The organism is Lentzea sp. CC55, from assembly GCF_021056325.1.
GTDB classification, from domain to species: Bacteria; Actinomycetota; Actinomycetes; order Mycobacteriales; family Pseudonocardiaceae; genus Lentzea; species Lentzea jiangxiensis.
In genome coordinates this window covers 1-22,194 of the sequence record NZ_JAJCXE010000036.1, presented here as the reverse complement: position 1 = coordinate 22,194, position 22,194 = coordinate 1, and the positions used below count along the sequence as shown (strand labels likewise).

The 22,194-nt window shown below is 70.8% G+C and carries 23 protein-coding genes; 7 read left to right on the top strand and 16 right to left on the bottom strand.

The genetic code is table 11. The features are described from left to right. The first annotated feature begins 92 nt into the window (after positions 1 to 92). From L6E10_RS39925 to L6E10_RS26525, 3 genes are read left to right on the top strand one after another with little or no spacing between them, the layout of a single operon-like run. On the top strand, positions 93 to 1,589 hold the full coding sequence (locus tag L6E10_RS39925) for a sensor histidine kinase (protein WP_236222483.1): 1,497 nt from the start codon (positions 93 to 95) through the stop codon (positions 1,587 to 1,589). Continuing rightward, the gene (locus tag L6E10_RS26530) at positions 1,586 to 3,064 is read left to right on the top strand and encodes a sensor histidine kinase (RefSeq protein WP_236222482.1); all 1,479 of its coding nucleotides are present in this window, start codon (positions 1,586 to 1,588) and stop codon (positions 3,062 to 3,064) included. The genes L6E10_RS39925 and L6E10_RS26530 overlap by 4 nt, the downstream gene beginning before the upstream one ends. Positions 3,065 to 3,074: 10 nt before the next feature. Beyond that, complete coding sequence (locus L6E10_RS26525; RefSeq protein WP_236222481.1) at positions 3,075 to 3,716, top strand: response regulator transcription factor; 642 nt, start codon at positions 3,075 to 3,077, stop codon at positions 3,714 to 3,716. On the opposite strand, the gene sthA is transcribed toward L6E10_RS26525, so the two are convergent. Beyond that, entirely contained in the window at positions 3,703 to 5,118 is a 1,416-nt protein-coding gene (sthA, locus tag L6E10_RS26520) for a Si-specific NAD(P)(+) transhydrogenase (RefSeq protein ID WP_236222479.1), read from the bottom strand. The genes L6E10_RS26525 and sthA overlap by 14 nt on opposite strands. Before the next feature lie 10 nt (positions 5,119 to 5,128). Beyond that, positions 5,129 to 6,133 (bottom strand): hypothetical protein, encoded by a 1,005-nt coding sequence (locus tag L6E10_RS26515; RefSeq protein ID WP_236222477.1) that lies wholly within the window; start codon positions 6,131 to 6,133, stop codon positions 5,129 to 5,131. Positions 6,134 to 6,279: 146 nt separating this feature from the next. On the opposite strand from L6E10_RS26515, the gene L6E10_RS26510 reads away from it, so the two are divergent. Further along, positions 6,280 to 6,948, top strand: coding sequence for a DNA alkylation repair protein (locus tag L6E10_RS26510; protein ID WP_308102884.1), 669 nt, complete (start codon positions 6,280 to 6,282; stop codon positions 6,946 to 6,948). Here L6E10_RS26510 and L6E10_RS26505 read toward each other — a convergent pair. From L6E10_RS26505 to pheS, 7 genes are all read right to left on the bottom strand, one after another. Beyond that, positions 6,945 to 7,442 carry a hypothetical protein gene (locus L6E10_RS26505; protein ID WP_236222473.1) on the bottom strand — a complete coding sequence of 166 codons (498 nt, stop codon included), beginning with the start codon at positions 7,440 to 7,442 and terminating at the stop codon, positions 6,945 to 6,947. The genes L6E10_RS26510 and L6E10_RS26505 overlap by 4 nt on opposite strands. Before the next feature lie 281 nt (positions 7,443 to 7,723). Beyond that, entirely contained in the window at positions 7,724 to 8,065 is a 342-nt protein-coding gene (locus tag L6E10_RS26500) for a hypothetical protein (RefSeq protein ID WP_236222471.1), read from the bottom strand. After that, the gene (locus tag L6E10_RS26495; RefSeq protein WP_236222469.1) at positions 8,065 to 8,526 is read right to left on the bottom strand and encodes a hypothetical protein; all 462 of its coding nucleotides are present in this window, start codon (positions 8,524 to 8,526) and stop codon (positions 8,065 to 8,067) included. Before L6E10_RS26495 ends, L6E10_RS26500 begins: the two co-directional genes overlap by 1 nt. Further along, entirely contained in the window at positions 8,523 to 8,912 is a 390-nt protein-coding gene (locus L6E10_RS26490) for a hypothetical protein (RefSeq protein WP_236222467.1), read from the bottom strand. Before L6E10_RS26490 ends, L6E10_RS26495 begins: the two co-directional genes overlap by 4 nt. A 3-nt stretch (positions 8,913 to 8,915) precedes the next feature. Further along, positions 8,916 to 9,356 (bottom strand): LEA type 2 family protein, encoded by a 441-nt coding sequence (locus tag L6E10_RS26485; protein ID WP_236222465.1) that lies wholly within the window; start codon positions 9,354 to 9,356, stop codon positions 8,916 to 8,918. Between the two features lie 221 nt (positions 9,357 to 9,577). Then, a complete protein-coding gene (pheT, locus tag L6E10_RS26480; RefSeq protein ID WP_236222463.1) occupies positions 9,578 to 12,055 on the bottom strand; it encodes a phenylalanine--tRNA ligase subunit beta in 2,478 nt (825 codons plus the stop codon). 4 nt (positions 12,056 to 12,059) lie between these two features. Then, a complete protein-coding gene (gene pheS, locus L6E10_RS26475; protein ID WP_236222461.1) occupies positions 12,060 to 13,127 on the bottom strand; it encodes a phenylalanine--tRNA ligase subunit alpha in 1,068 nt (355 codons plus the stop codon). A gap of 148 nt (positions 13,128 to 13,275) precedes the next feature. On the opposite strand from pheS, the gene L6E10_RS26470 reads away from it, so the two are divergent. Next, positions 13,276 to 15,039, top strand: a complete 1,764-nt coding sequence (locus L6E10_RS26470; RefSeq protein WP_236222459.1) for an HSP90 family protein — start codon at positions 13,276 to 13,278, stop codon at positions 15,037 to 15,039. A gap of 2 nt (positions 15,040 to 15,041) precedes the next feature. After that, positions 15,042 to 17,744, top strand: a complete 2,703-nt coding sequence (locus tag L6E10_RS26465; RefSeq protein ID WP_236222457.1) for a hypothetical protein — start codon at positions 15,042 to 15,044, stop codon at positions 17,742 to 17,744. Here the strand turns inward: L6E10_RS26465 and L6E10_RS26460 are convergent, their stop codons facing one another. From L6E10_RS26460 to infC, 5 genes are all read right to left on the bottom strand, one after another. Further along, positions 17,745 to 18,632 (bottom strand): S41 family peptidase, encoded by an 888-nt coding sequence (locus L6E10_RS26460; RefSeq protein ID WP_236222455.1) that lies wholly within the window; start codon positions 18,630 to 18,632, stop codon positions 17,745 to 17,747. It abuts the gene before it with no gap. Positions 18,633 to 18,668: 36 nt separating this feature from the next. After that, the gene (locus L6E10_RS26455; protein WP_236222503.1) at positions 18,669 to 19,511 is read right to left on the bottom strand and encodes an RNA methyltransferase; all 843 of its coding nucleotides are present in this window, start codon (positions 19,509 to 19,511) and stop codon (positions 18,669 to 18,671) included. Beyond that, positions 19,508 to 19,897, bottom strand: coding sequence for a 50S ribosomal protein L20 (gene rplT, locus L6E10_RS26450; protein ID WP_236222453.1), 390 nt, complete (start codon positions 19,895 to 19,897; stop codon positions 19,508 to 19,510). Before rplT ends, L6E10_RS26455 begins: the two co-directional genes overlap by 4 nt. A 77-nt stretch (positions 19,898 to 19,974) precedes the next feature. Continuing rightward, a complete protein-coding gene (rpmI, locus tag L6E10_RS26445; RefSeq protein ID WP_086663968.1) occupies positions 19,975 to 20,169 on the bottom strand; it encodes a 50S ribosomal protein L35 in 195 nt (64 codons plus the stop codon). A 48-nt stretch (positions 20,170 to 20,217) separates the two neighbouring features. Then, positions 20,218 to 20,826, bottom strand: a complete 609-nt coding sequence (gene infC / locus L6E10_RS26440; protein ID WP_236222451.1) for a translation initiation factor IF-3 — start codon at positions 20,824 to 20,826, stop codon at positions 20,218 to 20,220. Between the two features lie 299 nt (positions 20,827 to 21,125). On the opposite strand from infC, the gene L6E10_RS26435 reads away from it, so the two are divergent. Further along, positions 21,126 to 21,467 (top strand): DUF1844 domain-containing protein, encoded by a 342-nt coding sequence (locus tag L6E10_RS26435; RefSeq protein ID WP_090096082.1) that lies wholly within the window; start codon positions 21,126 to 21,128, stop codon positions 21,465 to 21,467. A gap of 18 nt (positions 21,468 to 21,485) precedes the next feature. On the opposite strand, the gene L6E10_RS26430 is transcribed toward L6E10_RS26435, so the two are convergent. Both L6E10_RS26430 and L6E10_RS26425 read right to left on the bottom strand, forming a co-directional pair. Beyond that, the gene (locus L6E10_RS26430; protein ID WP_236222449.1) at positions 21,486 to 21,635 is read right to left on the bottom strand and encodes a hypothetical protein; all 150 of its coding nucleotides are present in this window, start codon (positions 21,633 to 21,635) and stop codon (positions 21,486 to 21,488) included. A gap of 22 nt (positions 21,636 to 21,657) precedes the next feature. Further along, on the bottom strand, positions 21,658 to 22,194 hold a 537-nt coding region (locus L6E10_RS26425; RefSeq protein WP_236222447.1), incomplete at its 5' end, for a hypothetical protein.

Sequence of the window (22,194 nt, the reverse complement as noted above, 5' to 3'; positions counted from 1 at the left end):
CAAACTCACTCAACCGACTGTGGCCACCCGGCCATGCGATCGGGGCCACCTGGCGCTGGGGGTGTCCCGGCCGGTCGACCATGATGATCAGCGTGGACGTGAGGGTGCGCGACGGGCTGTGGACGGCCGGCGCCTTCCTGCTGGCACTCGTGTCGCTGGTGGCGCCGCTGGGCAGGCCGGTCGAACCGTGGCTGATCGTGGCGTCGGCGGTGTGGGCGGGGGCCCTCGTGCCGATCAGCGCGCGCCGGCCGAGGTGGGCGGTCGTGCTCACCACTCCCCTGCACGCGGTCAACAACCTGCTCGCGATCGCCCCGACCACGCTCGTGATCTTCCGCGCCACCCGGTCGGAGCGGTCGGCGCGGCACCTGTGGGCGTTGGTCGGCCTCAGCGCGGTGCTGCAGGCCGCGTTCGGCGGCGTGCACGCGTCGCGCGCCGGGGACAGCCTGGCCGAGTGGCTGCTGGGAACGGCGTTCACCGTCACGTTCCTGCTGCTCTTCCCCGCCCTGGCCGGTGCGCTCGTGGGACGCCGCAAGCCGTTGACCCAGGTGCTCATGGAGCGCAACGACTACCTCGAACAGACGCGCGTGCTGACCGCCAACACCGCGAGGTCCGCCACCCGCGCGCACATCGCGAGCGAGATGCACGACATGCTCAGCCACCGGCTCCGGCAACTGGCCGCGCACGCGGGCGCGTTGGAGCGCTCCGCCGCCGAGCAGGCGCCCGAGCTGCGCGAACAGGTCGAGCTGATCCGCAAGACCTCCACCGTCGCGATGGAGGAACTGCGCGAGATCCTCGGTGTGCTCGGCACTGCGAGCGACGCCGACGAGGACGCCGGTACGCGTCAGGACGTCGAACGGCTCGTCGCGGCGTCCACCGCGGCCGGTGTCGCCGTCCACTTGGACTGGTCCGGTCCTGATCTCACCGATGCCGACGCACGGCTGCGCAGGGCGGTGCATCGGGTCGTGCGCGAAGCACTCACGAACGTGCACAAGCACGCGCCGTCAGCTCGCACGCGCGTATCCGTGGCCGTTGCCGAACGCGTGCGGGTCGACGTGGTCAACGGCCCGAGCGGCGAACCCCGGGGTGGCGGCACGCGCCGGGGCCTCATCGGCCTGGAGGAACGCGTCGCGCTCATCGGCGGGACGTTCCTCGCCGGGGTGACCGTCGGCGGCGGCTTCCAGGTGACGGCCGACCTGCCGCTGCACCCGGTGGTGCAGGACGAGACGGCGGTCGCGGGCGCCGTCCGGGAAGCGCCTCCGCCGATCACCGCCGACGTCCTCACCGTGCCGCGCGTGATCGGCAGCGGCTGCCTCGGCACGCTCGCCGTCATCCCGGCCCTCGGCACGGCGTTCGTCCTGCTCGTCGTCGCGATCTTCATCAGCGGCGAGATCAGCGCGCAGGAGTACGCCGCCTTCCAGGTGTCGGTCACGCACGAGGAGGAGATCACCGAGACGTTCGGCTTCGGCGTGCTGTCGGGCAACGCCGGCTGCTACCGCTACCACCTGCGCGACTCGGACGACCGGGACGTCGAGTTGTGCTTCGACAACGACACCGGCCTGCTGACCACGAAGAGGGAGCTCGCCCGATGAGGTTCGTCTGGCCGTCACTCGCCTTCGTCGTCGGGCTCGTGCCGCTGGTCGCCCCGCTGGCCCCGGTCCCCCACCCGGCGGTGACGACCACCAGTGCGCTCTGGATCGCCACCCTCGTGTGGTTCACGCCGCGCAAGCCGGAGTGGGTGCTGCTGCTCACGGCGCCGCTCTTCGCCGTCAACAACCTCTGGGCGATGGCCACCACCGCGTTCGTGGTGTTCGCCGCGTCCCGGCGCGTGCCCCGGCTCGGCAGGCTGTGGGCGTTGCTGGGCGCGACGGTCGTCCTGCAGACCGCCTTCAGCCTCTTGCAGGTCTACGACGACGCCCCGCTGTGGCAGACGGTGCTCGGCGCGTTCCTGGGGTCGGCGTTCTTCGTGGTCTTCCCCGCCGTGTCCGGGATGCTGCTGGGCCGCCGCAGGCCGATGGTCCGCCTCCTGCGCGAACGCAACGAGTACCTGGAACGCGCACGGGCCCTCACCGCGGCGTCGGCCCGTTCCGAGGAACGCGCCCACATCGCCGGCGAGATGCACGACATGCTCGGCCACCGCCTGAGCCTGATCTCGATCCACGCGGGCGCCCTGGAGCTGGCGACGGCCACCAAAGCACCCCAGCTGCACGAACAGGCCGAGCTGATCCGCACGACGTCCTCGCTCGCCATGGCCGAGCTGCGGGAGATCCTCGGCGTCCTGCGGACCAGCCCGGAGCCCGAGTCGCTCGACGAGGACACCGGCACGAGGTCCGACATCGCCGCCCTGGTCGAGAGCTCCGCGACCGCGGGGATCGCCGTCTCGCTCGACTGGTCGGGCGACGACCTGCACGGCGCCGACCCCCGCACCCGGCGCGCGGTGCACCGGGTCGTCCGCGAAGCCCTGACCAACGTCCACAAGCACGCCCCCGGTGCCCGCACGCGCGTCCTGGTCGCGGTCCAAGCGGGCCGTGCCCGCATCCAGGTCGTGAACGGCCCCTTCACCGCGCCCCGCGGCAAGGGCACCCGGCGCGGACTCGTCGGTCTCGAGGAGCGCGTCGGCCTGCTGGGCGGCTCGTTCAGCGCGGGACCGCCGGTCGAGGGCGGTTTCCGGGTCGCGGCGGACGTCCCCCTGCACCCGGCGGCGCAGGCGGACCAGACGGCCCCCGAGGCCGCCGAGGTCCCGCCTCCGCTGGCGGCCGAGGTCCTGACCGTGCCCCGCGTGCTGGGCAGCGGCTGCCTGGGACTGCTGGCGCTGCTGCCGATCGTGGCCGCGCTGCTGCTCCTGCTCCTGTTCGCGCTGCTCAACCCCACTCAGATGAACGCCCCCTACTTCGACTCGCTGAAGGTGGGCGTGACGACCGAGCAGGAGGTCATGGACCAGTTCGGCGTCGGGCAGCTGGGCGTGGACGGCTGCTCGCGGTTCCGGACCTCGCACAACGCGGAGCTGCAGTACAAGCTGTGCTTCCGCGACGGCAGACTCGCGTCGAAGCAGCAGGAACGCCCGTAGGCTGCTGCTCGTGATCCGAGTTCTCATCGCCGACGACGAAACCCTGATGCGCGCCGGCATCCGCCTGATCCTCGAGAACGACCCGGACATCACCGTCGCCGCCGAGGCGAGCGACGGCAGGCAGGCGGTGGAACTGACCCGGCGGCACCGGATCGACGTGGCCCTGCTGGACATCCGCATGCCCGGCGGGGACGGGCTGAAGGCCGCCGAGCAGATCGCCGGGTCCGCCAGCGTCGTCATGCTGACGACGTTCGGCGAGGACGCCTACGTGGCGCAGGCGCTCAAGGTCGGCGCGACGGGCTTCCTGCTCAAGGACACCCCGCCCCACGAGCTGATCACCGCGGTCCGCAAGGCCGCGGCGGGCGAGCCGATCCTGGCCCCGCAGATCACCCGGCGGCTGATCGAGAAGCACCTGACCGAGCCCGACAGGGGGTCGGCCGCGCGCGCCAGGATCGACACCCTCACCGAGACCGAGCGCAACGTGCTCAGGCTCGTCGGCGAGGGCCTGTCCAACACCGAGATCGGCGAACAGCTCTACATGGCGACCGGCACGGTGAAGGCGCACATCAGCCGGATCCTGCCCAAGCTGGAGTGCGCCAACCGCGTGCAGGCCGCCATCGTCGCCCACGACGCCGGTCTCACGCGGTCGTGAACCGGTCCAACGCGCGGATCTTGTTCGTGGCGTCCAGAGCCGCGACCTTGTAGGCCTCGGACAGCGTCGGGTAGTTGAAGACGGTGTTGACCAGGTAGTCCACCGTGCCGCCGCAGCCCATCACGGCCTGGCCGATGTGCACCAGGTCCGTGGCACCGGTGCCGAACACGTGCACGCCGAGGATCTTCCGGTCCACAGTGGACACCAGGAGCTTCAGCATGCCGTAGGCGTCGCCGACGATCTGGCCGCGCGCCAGCTCCCGGTACCGCGAGATGCCCACCTCGTAGGGCACCGCGGACGACGTGAGCTCGGCTTCCGTCGCGCCGCAGTAGGAGATCTCCGGGATCGTGTAGATGCCGATGGGCTGCAGCGCGGTCAGCTCGTGCACCGGCTCGCCGAACGCGTGGTACGCGGCCAGGCGGCCCTGGTCCATCGACGTCGCGGCGAGCGCCGGGAAGCCGATCACGTCGCCGACGGCGTAGATGTGCTCGACGGGCGTGCGGTAGTGCTCGTCGACGCTCAGCCTGCCGCGGTTGTCCGCTTCGAGCCCGGCGGCGGCGAGGTCCAGCCGCTCCGTGCTGCCCTGGCGGCCCGCCGAGTACATGACGGCGGCGGCCGGGATGCGCTTGCCCGAGGCCAGCGTGGTGATGGTGCCGCCCTGCGACACCTGCACGTTCACGACCTTCTCGCCGAAGCGGAAGGTGACGGCCTGGTCGCGCAGGTGGAACTTGAGCGACTCGACGATCTCCGGGTCGCAGAAGTCCAGCATCCGCTCGCGCTGCTCGACGACCGTCACGCGGGTGCCCAGCGCGGCGAACATCGACGCGTACTCGATGCCGATCACGCCCGCGCCGACGACGACCAGCGACGACGGGATCTCCTTCAGCGCGAAGACCTCGTCGGAGTCGAGGATCCGCTCCTCGTCGAAGTCCACCACGGACGGACGCGCCGGCGTGGTCCCGGTCGCGATCACGATGAACTCACCGCTGATCGTCGTGTGGTCGCCGCGGTGGCTGCCGTCCACCGCCACGGTGTGCTCGTCGATGAAGCGGCCGAACCCGTTGAGCAGGTCGATGCCGTTGCGGTGCAGCTGAGCACGCACGACCTGCACCTCGCGGCCGATCACGTGCTGCGTGCGGGCCATCAGGTCGTTGATCGTGATGTCCTGCTTGACCCGGTAGCTCGCGCCGTACAACTCGCGCTGGCTCATGCCCGTCAGGTACATGACGGCTTCGCGCAGCGTCTTCGACGGGATCGTTCCCGTGTTCGCGCAGACGCCGCCGACCATCTCCTGCCTGTCGATGATCGCCACGCGCTTGCCCAGTTTCGCACCCGCGATCGCCGCTTTCTGGCCGCCAGGACCAGAGCCGATGACGATCAGGTCGTAGTCGTACGACGTCATGGTCAGCAGCCTACTTCGACGGCTGCGATTGCACCCCGGAACCGCGGAACGGCAGCAGGTCGAGCAGCCGGGCCGCGGCGCGGTACTCCGCGACCCGGTCCGCGAACGGCCGCTGCACGATCCTGTGCACGGCGTCGCGGGAAAGGCGTTCGTACGCCGGAACCGTGTCGTTGCTCAGGAAGTCCCAGCGCGCTTCGCGGTCCGCGTAGTTGAACGCGGGCAGCGGGCCGCCGAACAACGGCCGGTACTGCGCGGGCGTCCTGCCACCGGGAACGGGCATCGGACCGGCGACGGTGATCGCGTACGTGACGACCTCGCCGGGCGGCAGCAACCGCGACCGCATGCGGCTGAACTGACCCGCGATCACCAGGTTCTGCTCGCGGGACGAGAACTCCATGACGGCCTGCGCCGGGTCCGCCCACGCCGCCGCGGTCTCCGCGTCGACGAGGCCCGCGTCGCGCATCTCCCGCACCGCCTCGATCCCGCCGTGCAGGTAGGCGGCGTGCATCGCGCCGAGGTCCATGAAGATGTGCTTCTGCATCGCCATCAGCATCGTCGAGAACCAGCGCAGCTCCGGCACCGAACCGAGGTCCAGCATCCCGGCGGCGAACGCCGGCGCGCCGATGTTCGCGAACCCCATCCACCGCAACGAGTCCGGGTGGGTGAGGTAGAGCTTCGCGTAGAAGTCGTAGACGGCGAAGATCACCGAGCGGTTCTGCTCGGCGGGGCGCTGCGGGTCCCATTCGGACAACCGCACCCCGGCGTCCTCGGCGGCGCGGACGATCCAGTACTGCCACAACAGCGCCTTGAAGCGCGCCGGCGCGAGGCCTCGCGCGCGATAGGCGGCCAGCGCCTGCTCGATCGTGGCGCGGTCGTACGGCAGATCGGGGTGCACTCCACCCCGCTGTTCACCGTTTCCGTTGACCAGCGGCAGATCGAGGTAATCCACCGTTTCCGCTTTGGTGGCACCCATGCTGCCGAGCACGAGCGCCGCCACCACCATGAGCACGCGCATGAACGCGAACTGTATCCGGGTCAAGCGTCCTTTCCGTTCACAGTCACCCCCGTTCAAGTGATGTTTTGCGGGTTCGTTAGCACTTTCGGTACCAAAGGGGCCATAAATCTCAACAGCGCTACTCCTAATGCCTATACCGTTTGGGCGTGACTCTTGAGGTTTCCTTGATCGACGCGGTTCGAACGGGACTCCGGGAGCTCGCTGATCCGGTGAAAGCGCCCGGGATGCAGGCGTACATGAAGTCCGAGATGCCGTTCCTGGGCGTGCCGAAACCGGCGCGGGTCGCGTTGCTGAAGTCGCTGCCGGTGATCCCGGACCGGGACGAGTGGCTCTACGCCGTGCAGACGTTGTGGCGCGAGGCGACCTATCGCGAGGAACGCTACGTCGCGTTGTCGTTGAGCGGTGATCGGCGATTCCAGTCCGCCGACCTGATGCCGTGGTTCGACGAGATGACCGTGACCGGCGCGTGGTGGGACTACGTCGACGAGATAGCGTCGAAACGGGTCGGCCCGCTGCTGCGGTCGGCACCCGAGGTCGTGCGGCCGCTGGTGCTGGAGTGGTCGGCCGACGAGGACCGCTGGCGGCGGCGGACGTCGGTGATCTGCCAGCTCGGGTTCAAGGGCGCGACCGACGTGGACCTGCTCACCGCGTGCGTCGACGCCAACGCCGACGACCCGGACTTCTTCCTGCGCAAGGGCATCGGCTGGGCGCTGCGCGAGTTCGCGAAGACCGAGCCGGACTGGGTGCGCTCGTTCGTCGAGGCGAGGCCGGGTCTGTCACCGCTGTCGCGGCGCGAGGCCCTCAAGCACCTCTAGCCGTGCTTGGCGCGGCCCGAGTAGGTGAGCGGGAAGACGAGCTCGGCGCACGCCGCCGGCACGTCCGGTGAGACCTGGACCTTCATGGTGACCTCGACCGCGCCGCCCGCGGGGATCTCCACAACGTCGGTGAGCGGCACGACGGTCAGCACCCCGGCCGGGCACCCCTCGACGCGCTGCTGCGTGGCGTCGAGCGGCTGCCCCGGCACCGCGGACAGGCTCTCGACGATGATGACGACGGGGTTCGGGTTCGACAGGCGCACCTTGCGCTCACCCTCGGCACCGGGCTCGAGCTCCACCGCAGCGCCGGAGATGTCGTTGATCTCGAACGGCTTGAGCTGCTGCATCCCCGACTCACCGCTGCTCACGGAGTACGCCATCGCGGGCATGCGGGGTTCGGGCCACGTCAGGTGCATGGCCGCCACGACCGCCGCACCGACCATGAGGATCGTCAAGGACACGGCGACCTCGAGGCGCGGACCCAGATTACGCATGGCGCAACTCTCCAGAGTTGTTGCTCCAGGCGGTGGGTTCGCCTCTAGCTCCCCACCGGACCGGCGACCAACTCGCCCGGTGGTTCATCGCTTCGCCCCTCGGCCCCAGTGGGCCGCGTCGCCAATCTTGGAGAAGCTCGACGTGCTGCGCAAGCGTCTGACGGGCGCCGATTTCCCCTTGTAATGAGGGACTTTCGGCACCTTGACAGCCGCGCAGGGCCGCCACCTGCTGGTTTGATCCCAAATCCCGGCGAACGGGATTCAGCCGATCGAGCGAATTATCAGGAACAGATCTTCCCGGCCGATTCGGCCGAGATGGACCACGAGCCGACGACGGCCTTCACGAGGACGTTGACCCTGCCGGGCGCTTGGGCTGTCGTCCCGCTTGTCACGACGTCCGGCGTGGGCTGGTAGGTGTTGCCGTTGGCGAAGTGCACGGCGTAGGTGGCACTCCCGCCTACCGCCGGCCATTGCACCGTCCTGTTCGCACAGGTCGGGGTGGGCGCGGCAAGCCGACCGGCCTTGGCGCCGGCGGCTCCCTGACCGCCGGTGGTCCAGGCCGCCGAGGCGGGCTGCGCCGCGAGGAGGCACAGCACCGCCGCTCCGGCGATCACGGTGCGCATCACGCGCTCGCGATCGTGACGGTGACCGGGATGGAGAAGGTCTTGCCCTGGCAGCTGTTGTCGGCGTTGCCCATCGTCACGGCGCCGGTCAGCTCCACGGTGGCGGTGGCGCCGGAGGCGATCTGCGTCATGGGGGCGCTCGTGACGAACCCGAGCGCGCACTCCAGCGCGCTTCCCGGCACGAGTGCGACCGAGGTGACCTTCACCGGGTAGGCGTTCGGGTTCTTGACGCTGACGGCGGCGTTGCCGGTCGCACCGGGGTAGAGCAGACCGGTGGTGACCGCACCGCCGGTCACCACCGGGGCCTGCGCCGTGGCCGCGGTGGCCGTGGCGCTGCCGGTGCCGGAGCTCGTCCACGCCGCGTAGGCGACGCCCGAGCCGAGCGCGGCCGTGGCGGCCGCGAAGACGATGACGCCTCGGCGCACGGACCGCCGACGGACGAGTGCCTTGTAGCTGATCATGGCTTGATCGCCGTTCCCGAGTAGGTGAGGGGGAAGGTGAGGTTCTTGCAGGCGTCCGGTGCCGACGCGGCCATGCGGACGGTCAGCGGTACGTCGGCGGACCTGTTCCTGGCGATGACGACCGGTGCCGCCAGCGGGGCGACGGTCACGGCGTTCGCCGGGCAGTTCGGGGAGGGGCGCCCGACCGAGGTGTCGAGCCGGATGACCTTGATGTCCTGGTTGCCGGGGTTGGTGACCCGCACCTCGCGGACCACCGTCCCACCGGGGACCAACCCCTTCGCCGGGCCGGCGTCAGCGATCGTGAAGGCCTTGCCGGGGCTGTTCGCCGCACTGCTGACCGGGGAGAGCACCAGCAGCACGGCGAGCACGACCAGGGCGCGGCGCATGGCTCAGGCAGCCGAGGAGAGCGTCGCGGTCAGCGGCATCGTGAACGACTGGGACTTGCAGGCGTCGCCGGCGTCGGTGTCCATGGTCGCCTGGAGCGTGTAGGTGCCGGTCGCACCGGCAGCGATCGTGCCGGCCGGGTTGGTGACCGCGGAGCTCGTGACGGTGCCTTCAGCGCACCCGTTGACGAGAGCGGAAGCGCCCGCGGAGATACCGGTGACCTTGACCGGGTAGTCGTTCGGGTTGTCGATGGTCACCTGGAAGCTGACGGTGTGGCCGGGGTACAGACCGCCCGCGCCGTCGACCGCGCTGATCGTCGAGTTGACGTCGGCGGTGGAACCGACGGAGCCGGTACCGGCGCCGGAGCTCGACCACGCCGCGTAGGCGATGCCGCCGCCGACGGCGACGATGGCGACTGCGGCGATGACTGCGGTGCGCTTGCGCATGGGGTTCTCCTGGGGTGGTGCCCGGTGGGTGGGGCACCAAGTTTGAAGAACGCTCAACCACTACACAGCGTGCACAAGTCAGGAAAACGAGGACCCGGCCGGCACTGTTGTCATCCGGCATGGATCGGCTACCCGCGTACGCGGACTGGAGGTCGGAGGCCTCATGACGCGGAAAGGCCCGAGATTCCGGAAGAATCTCGGGCCTCACGGCGTGTGACCGGTCAGGCGCGCAGCGCCGCGCCCAGGCGTTCGCCGGCGGCGGCCACGGCGGTGTCGCGGGCCGCGGTCGCCTCCTCCACCGTCAGCGTGCGGTCCGGGGCGCGGAAGCGCAAGGAGTACGCGAGCGACTTCTTGCCCTCGCCCAGCTGCTCACCCGTGTAGACGTCGAACAACCGGATGTCCTCCAGCAGGTCGCCGGCGGACGCGCGGAGGACCTCCGACACCGACTGCACCGGCACGGAGGCGTCCACGACGAGCGCCACGTCCAGCAGCACCGGCGGGTACGCCGACACGACCGGGGCGGGGCGGTGGTCGTCGAGCGGCAGGGCGTCGAGGTCGAGCTCGAACGCCACGGTCCGCTTGGGCAGGCCCAGCTTCTCGACGACCTTCGGGTGCAGCTCGCCCGCGTGGCCGACGGGCCAGTCGCCCACGCGCAGCTCGGCGCAGCGGCCGGGGTGCCACGGGAGCAGGTCCGAAGCCACGACGCGCAGTGTCACGCCGTAGGCGGCACCGACGCGGCGGGCGGCCTCGACGGCGTCCGACCACTCGGCCTGGCGGCCCTTGCCCCACCAGCCGGCCAGCTCGCGGTGGCCCGTGAGCACACCGGCGACGTGCAGCGGCTGCTGCGGCAGCGCGGCCTGCATCGAGGCCACCTCGGCCTCGGTGGGACGGCGGTCGACGCCGAGCGAGGGAACCGGGACCTGCTGGGCGCGCGGCAGCGTCACCTGGGCGACGTTGTAGAGCGCGACGTCGCGGGCACCCCGGGAGAGGTTGCGCTGCAACGTCTCCAGCAGGCCGGGCAGCAGGGTCGTCGCGAGGACGTTCTTGTCCGCCTCCAACGGGTTCAGCACGCCGACCGTGTTGCGGCGGACGTCGTCCTCCGGCAGGCCGAACGCGTCGAACACCGACGGGTCGATGAACGGGAACGGCTTGACCTCGACGAAACCGTCCTCGGCCAGCGTGCGCCACACCGTGCGGCGGCGGCGCTGCTGCTCGGTCAGGCCGCGACCGGCGGGGGCGGGCGGCAGGACGGACGGGATCGTGTCGTAGCCCTCCAGCCGCAGCACCTCCTCCACCAGGTCGGCGGGCTGCACGAGGTCCGCGCGCCACGTCGGCGGCACGGCCGTGACGATCGTCTGGCCCTCCTCCGAGGTGGTCACCGAGACCTGGCAGCCGATCTGGCCGAGACGGCGGGCCGTCACGCCGCGGGCGTAGCGGACGCCCGCGATGCGGTCGGGCAGGTCGATCGGCATCGACACCGGTTCGGGCGCCGAGACCGCGCCCACGTCGGTGCGGCCGGGCTTGATCTGGCCCTCGGCGTAGTGGTTGAGCAGCTTCGCGGCCCGCTCCAGCGCCACGGGTGCCAGCGCCGGGTCGACGGTGCGCTCGAAGCGCTTCGCGGCCTCGGACGGCAGCTTGTGGCGGCGGACCGTGCGCGCGATGGACGCCGGGTCCCAGTTCGCGGCCTCCAGCAGGATGTCGGACGAGGCGTCGCCGACCTCCGTGGACGCGCCGCCCATGACACCGGCCAGCGAGATGACCCCGGAGTCGTCGGCGATGACGATGTCGTCGGTGTCGAGGACGCGCACCGAGTCGTCCAGCGTCGTCAGCTTCTCCCCCGCCAGGGCGTGGCGCACGGTCAGCGCCCCGGACAGGGAGGCGGCGTCGAACGCGTGCAGCGGCTGGCCGAGCTCGAGCATCACGTAGTTGGTGACGTCGACCGGCAGCGAGATCGAGCGCATGCCCGCGAGCATCAGGCGGCGGCGCATCCACCACGGCGTCGGCGCGGTCGGGTCGACACCGGTGACCCGGCGCGCCACGAACCGCGAGCAGCCGGCGCGGTCCTCGATGGTGACCGGCCACGCCTCGCCCTCGGGCTCGGGGATCTCGACGAGGCCCGGGTCGCCGAACGGCACTTCGAGCGCGCAGGCGATCTCGCGGGCCAGGCCGCGGACCGAGAACGCGTAGCCGCGGTCCGGGGTCGGCGCGAGCTCGAGCACCGTGTCGTTCAGGCCGAGCAGCTCCAAGGCGTCGTCGCCGGGCTGCGCGGTGCCGGTGGGCAGCACGAGGATGCCGGAGTGGTCGTCGCCGATGCCGAGCTCGTCGGCGGCGCAGATCATGCCCTGCGACACGCGGCCGTAGGTCTTGCGCTCGGAGATCGCGAAGCCACCGGGCAGGACGGCGCCGGGCAGCGCGACGACGACCGAGTCGCCCTCGACGAAGTTGGTGGCGCCGCAGATGATCTGGTTGGTCTGCTCGGGACCGACCTCGACCTTGCAGTAGCGGATGGGCTTCTTGAACTCGGTGAGCTCCTCGATCTCGACGACGCGGCCGGCGACGATCGGGCCGGTCACAGGACCGAGCGGGCTCACCTCCTCGACCTCGATGCCGATGCGGGTGAACGCCTCGGCGAGCTCGTCGGGCGTGGGGACTTCGTCGAAACCGAGGTGTTCGACCAGCCAGCTGACCGGGATGCGCACCGGATCAGGCCTCCGTTCCGAATGGCTGGGTGAAGCGGACGTCGCCCTCGACCATGTCGCGCATGTCGGGAAGGCCGTTGCGGAACTGCAGCGTGCGCTCCAGGCCCATGCCGAAGGCGAAGCCGGAGTAGACGTCCGGGTCCACGCCGCAGGCGCGCAGGACGTTGGGGTTGACCATGCCGCAGCCGCCCCACTCGACCCAGCCGGCGCCGCCCTTCTTCTCCGGGAACCACACGTCGACCTCGGCCGACGGCTCGGTGAAGGGGAAGAAGCTGGGGCGCAGGCGGGTCTTCGAGTCCTCGCCGAACATCGAGCGCGCGAACGCGTCGAGCGTGCCCTTGAGGTGGCCCATCGTCAGGCCCTTGTCGATCGCGAGGCCCTCGACCTGGTGGAACACCGGGGTGTGGGTCGCGTCGAGCTCGTCGGTGCGGAACGTCCGGCCGGGGCACACGACGTACACCGGCAGTTCGCGCTCCAGCAGCGTGCGGGCCTGCACGGGCGAGGTGTGCGTGCGCAGGACGAGCTGCGAGTCACCCGGCGCGATGTAGAACGTGTCCTGCATCGAGCGGGCCGGGTGGTCCTTGCCGAAGTTCAGCGCGTCGAAGTTGAACCACTCGGTCTCGAGCTCGGGGCCCTCGGCGATCTCGTAGCCCATGGCCACGAAGACGTCACCGATGCGCTCGGCGAGCGTGGTGATCGGGTGGCGCGCGCCGCGCGGGAAGCGGTCCCAGGGCAGCGTGACGTCGACGGACTCCTCGCGCAGCACGCGCTCGTCGCGTTCGACCTGGAGCACGGCGAAGCGCTCGTCGAACGCGGTCTTGATCGCGGACTGCGCCTCGTTCACCCGCTTGCCGGCCTCGGCCTTGGCCTTGGGGGGCAGGGCACCGATCTCACGGCGCGCCAGCAGGACGGGCGACCGGTCACCGAGGTGGCCGGGCTTGACCGCGGCGAGCGCCTCGAGGTCGGCGGCTCCGGCGAACGCCTCGCGGGCCTTCTGCACGGCCGCGTCGAGGTTCTCGGCCGACAGCGCCGCGACCTGCTTCGGGTCGTACGGGTCGTTGGCTCCGGACATGGTTGGCGGACAGCTCCCAGGTTTTGATCCACACAGGGGACATCAGGTAATCAGCAGGCCGATCCTAGTGGGTGCGCTGCCGGCTGCTTCCGGACGTTGCCGTTAAACGGCGGCACGGGCCCGCCGCCGTCCCTAGGATGGCGGCATCATGTCGCACACCTTCCGCGTCGACCTGCGCGGCATCATCGACCTGCTCAGCCACCACCTGTACAGCAGCCCGCGCGTCTACGTGCGGGAACTGCTGCAGAACGCCGTCGACGCGATCACGGCGAGGCGTGAGCTGGACCCGTCGTGCCCCGCCGACGTCACGATCACCTGCGGTCCCGTTCTGACGATCACCGACACCGGTGTGGGGCTCACCGAGACCGAGGTCCACGAGCTGCTGTCCACGCTCGGCCGCACGTCGAAGCGCGACGACCTGGGGTTCGCCCGCGAGGGGTTCCTCGGTCAGTTCGGCGTCGGCATGCTGTCGTGCTTCCTGGTCGCCTCCTCCGTGACGGTGGTCACGCGGTCCGCGCGCGGCGGGCCGGGCGTGCGCTGGGAGGCCGATTCCTCGGGCAACTACACGGTGTCCGCAGTAGACGGTGACGTGCCGGTCGGCACGACGGTGAGCATGAGCGCGTCACGCGGCAACGAGCACTGGCTCGAAGCGGACGTCGTGCGGCCGCTGGTGGTGGACTACGGAGACCTGCTGCCGGCCGCGGTGACCCTGGACGGCGCTCGGGTGACCCGTGGGGTGCGCCCGTGGGACAGCCTTGATGGCGCGGAGGAGGCCGACCTCTCCGAGTACTGCGAGCAGGTCTTCGGGTTCACGCCGTTCGAGGCGATCCCGATCGAGGTCGAGGCGGCGGGCCTGACCGGTGTCGCGTTCGTGCTGCCGTCCGGTGTCCACCCCGGGACGCGCCAGACGCACCGGGTGTACCTGAAGCGGATGCTGGTCGGCGACAACGTCGAGGGCCTGCTGCCGGACTGGGCGTACTTCGTGCGGTGCGTGGTCGACGCGTCCGCGATCAGGCCCACGGCGTCGCGCGAGTCGCTGTACCAGGACGAGATGCTGCTGGCGGTGCGCGAGGAGCTGGGCGAGCAGATCCGCGACTGGCTGATCAGGCTGGACGCCCTCGAGCCGCGCCGCGCCGGTGAGCTGCTCGCGGCGCACCACCTCGGCATCAAGTCGCTGGCGCGCTCGGACGACGAGATGCTGCGGCTGGTCGAGCGCTGGCTGCCGTTCGAGACCACCGACGGCCCGATCCCGTTGCGGCAGTTCAAGCGCAAGCACGGCGCGATCCTCTACATCCCGGACGTCGACGAGTTCCACCAGCTCGCGCCGGTCGCGGCCGCGCAGGGCCTGGGCCTGGTCAACGCGGGCTACGCCTACGACCTGGAGCTGCTGAACCGGCTCAGCGCGCTCGACGGCACGTCCGTCGCGCGCCGGGTCGCGCCCACGGAACTGCTGGCGGCGCTCGCCGATCCGGAACCCGGCATCGAGACGGCGTTGCGGCTGCGGCTGTCCGAGGGAGCGGCGGCCCTGGACCGGCACGACTGCGACGCGGTGATCCGCGACTTCGACCCGGTCTCGCTGCCCGCGCTGCTGATCACCAACGCCGAGCAGCAGCGCAAGCTCGACACCGAGCAGACCGCCGAGGAGGTGGCGGACCCGCTGTGGGCGGAGCTGCTGGGGCAGCTGACCGCGGGCTCGTCGTCGTCACGGCCGGAGCAGCTGGTGCTCAACTGCCGCAACCCGCTGGTGCAGCGGCTGTCGCGGCTGAACGACCCGTCGCTCGTGGAGCTGACGCTCGAATCCCTGTACGTGCACGCCGTCCTGCAGGCTCGGAGGGCGATGCGACCGAAGGACACGGCGGCGCTCAACCGCTCGTTCCTGGAACTTCTCGACCGCGCCGTTGGGGGCAAGTGAACATGGCCGACTTCACCGCTGAGGACGCGGAAAGAGCGTTCCTCGACGCGTACAACATGCCGACGGGCATGCCGAAGCACGAGGCGCTGGAACGGGTGGCGCGGATGTCCGACGCGCTCGGGCACCTGCCGCTCGGGGTCTCGTGCCGGATCGCGATGATCGACTCGGCGTACTACCTGTCGCGCTACGACCTGATGCTCGCGCCGTTCGCGTGGGCGCGGGCCGCGGAGGAGAAGGACCCGGAGGCGTTCAACGAGTACGAGGTCCACTCGCTCAACTGGTCGCACAAGTGGATCGCGACGGGGTTGCGCCGCGACCCGCGGTTCTCGCTGGAGCAGCTGCGGGCCGTGATCGGGCAGCTCGCGGACCGCTACGCCAAGCTCGGCTTCTCCGTGCAGCCGGTGCACGGCGCCCGTGCCGAGTACGCCTACCACGTCGGTGACATGACCGGGCTCGCCGAGCACCTCGGGCGCTACCTCGCCACCGAACGCGGGCCGATGGCGGACTGCGAGGCGTGCGTGATCGAGGAGCAGGTCTGGATGCTCGCCCGCCTCGGCCGTCACCAGGAGGCCGCCGCGCACGGCTGGGAGGGCCTGTCGGGCCACAGCGGCTGCGCGACGCAGCCGCAGGGCATCCTGACCGCGCTGCTGTGGCCGTTGCTGGAGATCGGCGACGTCGAGAAGGCGGCGCACGCGCACACGACCGCGTACCGGTTGATCAAGGACGACGAGATCACCTCGTACGTGCACGAGCACATCCGGTTCTGCGCGCTGACGGGCAACCTCTCGCGCGGCGAGGACATCCTGCGCCGGTCGTTGCACAAGGTGAAGGCCACGCAGCTGCCCGCCGACGAGATGTCGTTCGCCGAGTGCGCTTCCGTTCTGCTGCAACGCCTCCCGGCCGACACGGTCTTCGAGGTCCCGGCCGTCGGCACGCGGACGGCCGCCGAGCTGCTCGACCGGCTGTCGAAGCGGGCCGTGCAGCTCGCGAAGCAGTTCGACGAGCGCAACGGCACGCCGGTGTGGGTCGAACGGGTGACCAGGGCGCTCGAGCAGGCCGACTACCCCGCCGTCGAACTGGCGGTGCCGTCGGCGCCCGTGGCCGCTCCCGCCGAGGAGCCGCCCATCACCGGTGACCCGGTGGAGATCGCCGAGTCGATGCTGGCGCTGTACGAGCAGGGCGACTTCGTGAAGGCGCGGCGGATGCTCGACTCGCTGCCCGCAGACATGGACCCGTTGCTGCCGCCCGATCTCGCGGCGCACGCGGCCATCCGGCGGATGACGACCGGGCTGGTGCCGTTCGACGGGGAGGCCTTCGACCGGCTGCTGGCCGCGCTGCCCGCCGACCTCGCACTGCGGTACCAGGCGCGGCTCGCGATGGGCCTCGAAGGTGGCCGCGAGATCGCCGAGAGGTGCCTCGCCGAGGCGACGTCCGACTACACCAGGACGGTCGCCGCACTGACGCTGGCCGAGCTGCTCGACAACGACCACGCGCACGACGAGGCGGGCGAGATGCTCGCACTGGCGTCCTCTTTGGACGTTCCGGAGCTGCGCGGCAGGGTCCTGGTCGAGGCGGCGGAGCACAGGGCCCGGCAGCAGGACCTCGAAGGCGCGTACGCGGACGTCCTCGACGCCATGTCCGGTGACCTGCGGCCGAACGCCCGCTTCGAGGGCTACCGGCTGAAGCTGCGGCTGGAGACCGTCCTGCGCAAGGTCCCGGAGGCGATCGCGACGGCCCGCGAGTACGTGTCGGCGTTCCCGCTGCCCGAGTCCTCCGAGGCGCGCTGGTACCAGGTCGCGGCGATCCAGGAGCTCGACCAGGAGGGTGCCTGCCTGGGCGACCTCCGCGAGGCCGTGGCGATCTCGCGCGTGCACCTCACCCCCGGCCACACCGCGCACTTCTGCTTCGCGCTGAGCGGCGGGTACGTGCAGACGGACCGGTTCGTCGAGGCCGCCGAGGTCCTCGAGGAGTCGTTGCGGCTGTTGCAGGAGGGTCAGGAGGACCTGCGGCTGCAGGTGGTGTTCCGGCTCGGGCAGGTGTGCCGCAAGCTGGGCGAGCTGCCGGCCGCGGAACGGTACCTGCGCGAGGCCACCGAACTGCTGCCGCCCGAGGAGACGGGCCGCCGGGCGTTCCTGCTCGACGCGCTCGCGTCCGTGCAGGGCGGCCTCGGCAAGCACGACGAGGCGACGGCGTCCTGGCGCGCGGGCGCCGCGTTGTGGCAGCAGGAGGGCAACCTCTCGGAGGCGATCGGCTCGCTGGTCGAGCTCGCGTCGAACCTGCCCGACGAGGAGGTGACCGAGACCCGCGCGGCCGTCGACGAGGCGGAGGCGTTGCTGCCGCTGCTCGACGACGAGCAGGAGGTCACGCGCCGGCGGGCGGAGATCGCCGCGATCCGCGCCTGGGTGCACGGTCAGGTCGGCGAGTTCGCGCTGGCGATGAAGCAGTACCGCGAGGCCGAGGCCCTGGTGGTGTCGCTGGGCGACGAGGGCTGGCGGGTGTTCGTGGTGCTGAAGTCGGCGCACGTGCTGCTCAACGCCGACGACGCCGAGGGAGCGGAGGCGGAGGCGCGCCGGGCCGCATCGCTGCTGCCCGACGACCACCAGGTCTCCAACGTGCTGTCGATGCTGTCGGAGGCGTTGCGGCGCCAGAACAAGCCGTCCGGCACCGATCCGCTCGTGCGCGAGCTGACCGCCCGCCTGGACTAGCTACTCCGCCTTCGAGGTCGCCTTCTCGTAGGCGACCTCGAAGGCCTCGTCCTCGGGCACCTGGATGTGCGGGACCACTCCCACGCCCTCCCAGTTGGTGCCGGAGACCGGGTTGATCGCGCGTCCGTTCGGCACAGCGGACTTGAGGTGCGGGCCGACCCGGTAGCGGTCGCCGGGATGCGCTCCGCCCTTCGTGGTCTCGCCGATGAGGGTGGCGCGCTCGTTCTGCCGCAGGTTGTAGCTCAGTTCCTCGGCGCCGGAGAACGTGCGGCTGCTCGTGAGGACGTAGACCGGCTTCTTGCCGCCGAACTTCGGGCCCGGCACGTGAGGCAGCGTCCAGAACTGCCGCGTGGTGTCGTCCGGGCGGTTGTAGATGTCGTTGAGGTGCACCGGTTCGTCGAACAGGTAGCTGCAGACCAACGCGACCGTGTGCGGGTCACCACCGCGGTTGTTGCGCAGGTCGATGATCAACGCGTCGGTGTGCGCGACGAGGTTCATCGCGGCGACGTAGGCCGGCGTGGCGATCTCGGCGCCGTGCAGCAGGCGCAGGTCGAGCAGGCCGACGTTGCCTTCCAGCCGCTCGACCCTGTGGATGCCGAACGCGTCGAGCTCGGCCTCCTTCCGGTACGCCACCGGGTCGAAGGCCGACTCCTCGCCGGTCTCGGGCACCTCTTCGGCGCTGTGGAGCAGGCGGAGGTGCTTGTCGCCGTTGACGCTCTGGAGGTCCGCCGTCACCAGCGCCGCGAACTCCGCGTCGTCGTCCACATCGGAGTAAGCGCCTTCGAGCAGACGGCTCCGCAGCACCTTCGCGATCTCTTCGGCGACGTCCGGGAAGACGTAGTAGGCGGCCAGCTGGGAGCACAGGAGTTCGATCTCGGGTTCGCGCACGGGCGCACAGTAGCCGCGCGCCCGTGACCCGTCAGCTCAATTCCGGTGGTCCCGCGCGGAGGCGTAGAGGCACACGGCGGCCGCCGTCGCGAGGTTCAGGCTCTCGGCGGCGCCGTACAGCGGCACCTTGAGCGAGGTGTCGAGCTTCGCCACGACGTCGTCGGGCAGGCCGTGCGCCTCGCTGCCGAACACCCACGCGGTGGGGTGCTCCAGCTCGCCCTTCGCGGAGGCCTCGACCAGGTCGTGCTCCGCGTACCCGTCGGCGGCGACGAGCCTCAGGCCCGCCGCGCGGCAGGCGGCGAAGACCTCGTCGGCGTCCCGGGACCGCGCGATCGGCAGGTGGAACAGCGAGCCGGTGGAGGCGCGCACGCACTTGCCGTTGTGCGGGTCGACCGTGTCGCCCGCGAAGATCACCGCGTCGGCGCCGGCCGCGTCGGCCACCCGCGTGACGGTGCCCGCGTTGCCGGGGTCGGAGACGCCGTGCAGGACGGCGACCAGGCGCGGGGTGCCCCGCAGCGCGGCTTCGAGGGGTTGCGGCACGACGTCGCAGACCGCGATCAGGCCCTGGGGCGTCACGGTCTCCGACAACGAGGCGGCGGCCTTGTCGTCTACCTCGCTGATGCGGATGCCCCTGTCCGAGGCGGACCGCAGCAGGTCGGCGTTGCGCTCCGCGGCCGTCGCCGTGACGAACAGCTCGTGCACCTCGCCGGAGGTCCAGGCGAGTGCCTCGCGCACGGCCTGGGCGCCCTCGACGAGGAAACGGCCTGCCTTGTCGCGGCCCTGGCGGCGGGTCAGGTGGCGAGCAGCAACGACCCGAGGCGTCCGTTCGGTGAACGGAGCTGCCTCGGGTCGGTTGTGCCCGCTGACGTGCTGGCTCAGGCCTTGTCCCCGGCCGGAGCGTTCACGTCGGTCGGGAGCGCGCCACGGGCGATCTCGACCAGCGCCGCGAAAGCGGTGGCGTCGGTGACGGCGAGGTCCGCGAGGATCTTGCGGTCGACCTCGACGCCGCCCAGGCGCAGGCCCTGGATCAGGCGGTTGTAGGTCATCCCGTTCGCGCGGGCAGCGGCGTTGATGCGCTGGATCCACAGCTTGCGGAAGTCGCCCTTGCGCGCACGGCGGTCGCGGTACGCGTAGTTGAGCGAGTGGAGCACCTGCTCCTTGGCCTTGCGGTACAGCCTCGAGCGCTGGCCGCGGTAACCGCTCGCCAGCTCAAGGGTGGTACGACGCTTCTTCTGGGCGTTTACAGCCCGCTTGACGCGTGCCACGGGTCCATCCTGTCGATCTCATGGGAAACCGGCGTCGGGGGCCGGTTTCCCGAGTTAGCTGGGGGTGTCGAAGCGGGTCAGAGACCGAGCAGCTTCTTGATGCGCGGGGCGTCGTTCTCCGACACGACCGCGGTGCCGCTCATGCGACGCGTCACCTTGCTGGACTTCTTCTCCAGGATGTGGCGCTTGCCGGCCTTCTCCCGGAGGATCTTGCCGCTGCCGGTGACCTTGAAGCGCTTCGAGGTCCCGCTGTGCGTCTTGTTCTTCGGCATTTCCGTCCTCGTCTCGTGCACCCACCGGGTCGGGGGCGGGCGTGCGTCCTACGCCTCGTCCGAAGCGGTGTCCGCCTCGGGCGCGTCGTCGTCGTGCTTGACCACGCGCGGCTTGATGTTCTTGTGCGGCGCCAACACCATGATCATGTTGCGGCCGTCCTGCTTGGGGTTCGACTCGACGAAGCCCAGCTCCGCGACGTCCTCCGCCAGCTTCTGCAGAAGCCTGTAGCCGAGCTCGGGGCGCGACTGCTCACGACCGCGGAACATGATGGTCACCTTGACCTTGTTCCCGTGCGAGAGGAAGCGGGCCACGTGGCCCTTCTTCGTCTGGTAGTCGTGCGGGTCGATCTTCGGGCGGAGCTTCTGCTCCTTGATGACCGTCAGCTGCTGGTTCCGACGCGACTCGCGGGCCTTCTGCGCGGTCTCGTACTTGAACTTGCCGTAGTCCATGAGCTTGCAGACCGGCGGGCGAGCCTGAGCGGCGACCTCGACGAGGTCGAGATCCGCTTCCTGCGCGAGTCGGAGCGCGTCCTCGATGCGAACGATCCCGACCTGCTCACCATTCGGCCCGACCAGACGAACTTCCGGCACCCGAATGCGGTCGTTGATGCGCGGCTCGGTGCTGACGGGAGCACCGCGGTTCGAGGGACTTGTCATTCACGTCCTTTGAGACTCGTTTGCGCCAAAGACAAGAGCCCCGTCGTCGATGTCGACGACAGGGCCCGCTTCCGACCGATCACAAACCTGCACCGTCCGACGCCCGTGCGCCTGACTGCCAGGAGGACCGGACCCGGCCACCTCAACAAGCGGTGATCGCGGGTGGGAGCGGGGCTCCACTTGCCGCTCTCGCACTAACGAGAGCTGGTCGCGTCGGAAATACTAGCAGACGCTCTTGTCAACCCCCGAATCGCGGCCTGTGACGTCGGTCCTGCCAGGGCCCTTGCTTGAATGTGGGCGTGACCGATCCGCTTGAAGACGACATCCGCGACCTGGGCGACGTCCCCAGCATCGAGGTGATCAGCCGGGCCGCGGTGATGCTGCTGTCCGCCTCCGCCGAGCGCCTCGGCCTCGCCGACCCGGACCCCGACAACTCCCCGCGCCGCGACCTCGACGAGGCCCGCCGCCTGATCACGGGCCTGGCCGGCCTGGTCACGGCCACCTCGGAGTACCTCGGCCCGCACGCCGCCCCGCTCAAGGACGGGCTGCAGTCGGTGCAGCGCGCCTTCCGCGAGGCGTCCGCGGTGCCGGACGAGCCGGGTCAGGGACCGGGCGAGAAGTTCACCGGCCCCGTGTACTGACCGGCGGCTCCAGGCCGGCTACGAGCGCGAGCCCCACGCGGGTGCCCTCGTGGCCGGCACCCCGCACCTCTGGGAGCGGAGCACGTCGCGGAAGACCTCCGCGACTCCCGCGGCACCGCGGTCGCCGAGCGTCAGCCGGTACGAGCCGCGCCACTTCCCCGTTCGCACGGTTCGCCGGCCACCTGGACGATCACTCGGCGCGCACCACGACCGGTTCCCACGGCTCGGCCCTCACCTGGAACACCGCGCTGGCCCGCTGCCCGGTGGCGGCGCGGAACGTGATGGCCGACCCGGTGTGGAGCGGTCCGACGTCGAGGTGTTCCACGGGCGGCTCGTCGTGCTGCGACAACCCGAGCACCCGGCTCCCCGGCACCACCGAGACCGTCAGCTGCTCGATCACCGCGGGTCCGCCGGAGTAGCTCAGCCGGAACTCGTCCGGCGCACCGGGCGTGATGGCGAACGCGGGCATGCCCGCCCGGCTGCGCTCGGCCGCGAGCAGCCCGGTGATCTCGTCGAGCCGCACCGTCACCTGGTGCGCGCTGAGCTGCGCCTCGTCCGCGAGCATCCGCGACGCCGAGGCCTCCAGCGCGGCCTTCCCGACGGTCTCCTCGGCCTTGGCCGCCGCCTTCTTGGCCTCCTCGGCCGCGGTCCTGGCCTGGAAGGCGCTCGCCGTGGCCTGCTCGACGGCCTTGCGCGCGGCCTGCGCCTCCTCCTGCGCCTTGGTCGC

Coding starts and splice junctions, on each gene's coding strand:
- L6E10_RS26500 (WP_236222471.1), bottom strand. CDS start 8,065: ATGCGCACCGTGATCGCCGGAGCGGCGGTGCTGTGCCTCCTCGCGGCG.
- L6E10_RS26495 (WP_236222469.1), bottom strand. CDS start 8,526: ATGATCAGCTACAAGGCACTCGTCCGTCGGCGGTCCGTGCGCCGAGGC.
- L6E10_RS26485 (WP_236222465.1), bottom strand. CDS start 9,356: ATGCGCAAGCGCACCGCAGTCATCGCCGCAGTCGCCATCGTCGCCGTC.
- L6E10_RS26470 (WP_236222459.1), top strand. CDS start 13,276: ATGTCGCACACCTTCCGCGTCGACCTGCGCGGCATCATCGACCTGCTC.
- L6E10_RS26515 (WP_236222477.1), bottom strand. CDS start 6,133: ATGCGCGTGCTCATGGTGGTGGCGGCGCTCGTGCTCGGCAGCATGGGT.
- L6E10_RS26530 (WP_236222482.1), top strand. CDS start 1,586: ATGAGGTTCGTCTGGCCGTCACTCGCCTTCGTCGTCGGGCTCGTGCCG.
- L6E10_RS26465 (WP_236222457.1), top strand. CDS start 15,042: ATGGCCGACTTCACCGCTGAGGACGCGGAAAGAGCGTTCCTCGACGCG.
- pheS (WP_236222461.1), bottom strand. CDS start 13,127: ATGTCCGGAGCCAACGACCCGTACGACCCGAAGCAGGTCGCGGCGCTG.
- rpmI (WP_086663968.1), bottom strand. CDS start 20,169: ATGCCGAAGAACAAGACGCACAGCGGGACCTCGAAGCGCTTCAAGGTC.
- L6E10_RS26505 (WP_236222473.1), bottom strand. CDS start 7,442: ATGCGTAATCTGGGTCCGCGCCTCGAGGTCGCCGTGTCCTTGACGATC.
- L6E10_RS26490 (WP_236222467.1), bottom strand. CDS start 8,912: ATGCGCCGCGCCCTGGTCGTGCTCGCCGTGCTGCTGGTGCTCTCCCCG.
- infC (WP_236222451.1), bottom strand. CDS start 20,826: ATGACAAGTCCCTCGAACCGCGGTGCTCCCGTCAGCACCGAGCCGCGC.
- sthA (WP_236222479.1), bottom strand. CDS start 5,118: ATGACGTCGTACGACTACGACCTGATCGTCATCGGCTCTGGTCCTGGC.